This is a genomic window from Streptomyces sp. SID9727, assembly GCF_010550605.1.
GTDB lineage: Bacteria > Actinomycetota > Actinomycetes > Streptomycetales > Streptomycetaceae > Streptomyces.
This window is the reverse complement of the sequence record NZ_JAAGNI010000100.1, coordinates 1-1,987: the sequence shown is the minus strand read 5'-3', so window position 1 is coordinate 1,987 and position 1,987 is coordinate 1. Positions and strand designations below refer to the sequence as shown.

The following is a 1,987-nucleotide window of genomic DNA, read 5'->3' as shown; positions in this document are numbered from 1 at the left end:
GGCGGGACCGGGACCCGCAGTGGCCGCGCATGCTGGCGCAGTGGCAGTCCGGGCGGCGCGGCGCCGCGCAGGCGTGCGACCTGGCCCTGGCGACGGCGGTGGCGGGGCTCGCGGCGGCGCACGCGCTGGCCTTCCTCGACGGCGAGTTGCCCGTGAGTACCGGTGCGCGGTGGGAGGCGGCGCTGCCGCTGTTGGACTGGAGGTCGGAACGGATCGAGGCGCACCTCGACTGTTCCTGTGGCGCCGCCGGTCACACTGAGGGGGTCCGCGCCTCCGGAGCCGGCACGGCGCACGACACAATGGCCGGGTAACCGCCGCCCGCAGCGCGGCAGTCTGGGAATTGGAGGGGCATATGTCTGATCTTCCCCGGAAGGCGGTCACCCGTACCGCCAAGCTGGCCGCGCTGCCGTTGGGTTTCGCCGGCCGAGCCACCTGGGGGCTGGGCAAGCGCATCGGCGGAAAGTCGGCGGAGCTGGTGGCCCGCGAGGTGCAGCAGCGCACCGCCGACCAGCTCTTCAAGGTCCTCGGGGAGCTGAAGGGCGGGGCGATGAAACTCGGCCAGGCCCTGTCCGTCTTCGAGTCCGCGCTGCCCGAGGAGGTCGCGGGGCCCTACCGCGCGGCGCTCACCAAACTCCAGGAGGCCGCTCCGCCCATGCCGAGCGGCACGGTGCACGCGGTACTGGCGGAGCGGCTCGGCGCGGACTGGCGGGAGCTGTTCCTGACCTTCGACGACAAGCCGTCGGCCGCGGCGTCGATCGGCCAGGTGCACCGGGCGGTCTGGCACGACGGCCGGGACGTGGCCGTGAAGGTGCAGTATCCGGGCGCGGGCGAGGCGCTGCTCTCGGATCTGACGCAGCTCAGCCGGTTCGCCCGGCTGCTGGGCCCACTGGTACCGGGCATGGACATCAAGCCGCTGATCACGGAGTTGCGGGACCGGGTTTCGGAAGAGCTGGACTACGAGCAGGAGGCGCGGTCCCAGCGGGCGCACGCCGAGGAGTTCGCGGAGGATCCCGACGTCGTGGTCCCTGAGGTGGTCCACCAGTCGGCGCAGGTGCTGGTCACCGAGTGGCTGGACGGTGTCCCGCTGGCCGAGGTGATCGCCGACGGCACGGCCGGACAGCGCGACCGGGCCGGCCAGCTGCTCGCGAGGTTCCTCTTCTCGGGCCCCGCGCGCACCGGGCTGCTCCACGCCGACCCGCACCCCGGCAACTTCCGGCTGCTGCCCCCGGACCCGGAGGCGGGCGCGTCGGGCGAGGAGAGCGACGAGGGTGCGGACGCTGCACGGTGGCGGCTGGGGGTGCTGGACTTCGGGACGGTGGACCGGCTGCCGGGCGGTTTGCCGCAGACCATCGGTGACGCGTTGCGGCTGACGCTCGGGGGCGAGGCGGACGCGGTCTACGAGATGCTGCGGGCGGAGGGGTTCGTCAAGGACTCGATCGACCTGGAGCCTGACGCGGTGCTGGACTACCTGTTGCCGATCATCGAGCCGGCCGAGGTGGAGGAGTTCACGTTCAGCCGGAGCTGGATGCGTCATCAGGCGGCCCGGATAGCGGACCCGCGCTCCCCGGCGCACCAGTTGGGCAAGCAGTTGAACCTGCCGCCGTCCTACCTGCTGATACACCGGGTGACGCTGAGCACGATCGGCGTGCTGTGCCAGCTCGGCGCCACGGTCCGGCTCCGCGACGAACTCGAATCCTGGCTGCCGGGGTTCCTGGCGCCGGAGGACGCGGGGGACGCGGAGGAGGCGGAGGACGACCGGGAGGGCCAGGGAGGCCAGGGAGACGTGGAGGCCCTGGAGGACCAGGAGGACGTGGAGGGCCTGGACTCTGAGAACCAGGGCCCGGCCCGGGGCACGAAGCACGTGCCGCCGGCGCCGAGGTCCGCCGAGACCGTGGACGCCGGCTAGCCGGGCCGGGCGGTGCGGGCGGTGCGGGCGGTCAGGGCATGGCGAACCCGGCCCCGCCGGGCCGCCGAACCCCCACCCGCC

1 protein-coding gene and 1 pseudogene are annotated in these 1,987 nt (G+C 73.4%); both read left to right on the top strand.

Annotation, left to right across the window (positions count from 1 at the left end):
- Positions 1 to 311: pseudogene (locus G3I41_RS05950) on the top strand (ThiF family adenylyltransferase); the annotation flags it as partial.
- A 41-nt stretch (positions 312 to 352) separates the two neighbouring features.
- Complete coding sequence (locus tag G3I41_RS05945) at positions 353 to 1,906, top strand: AarF/ABC1/UbiB kinase family protein (protein WP_164399252.1); 1,554 nt, start codon at positions 353 to 355, stop codon at positions 1,904 to 1,906.
- The last annotated feature ends 81 nt before the right edge of the window (positions 1,907 to 1,987 follow it).

What these genes read in the sequence shown, in the direction of transcription:
- G3I41_RS05945 (WP_164399252.1), top strand. Translation starts at nt 353, where the DNA reads ATGTCTGATCTTCCCCGGAAGGCGGTCACCCGTACCGCCAAGCTGGCC.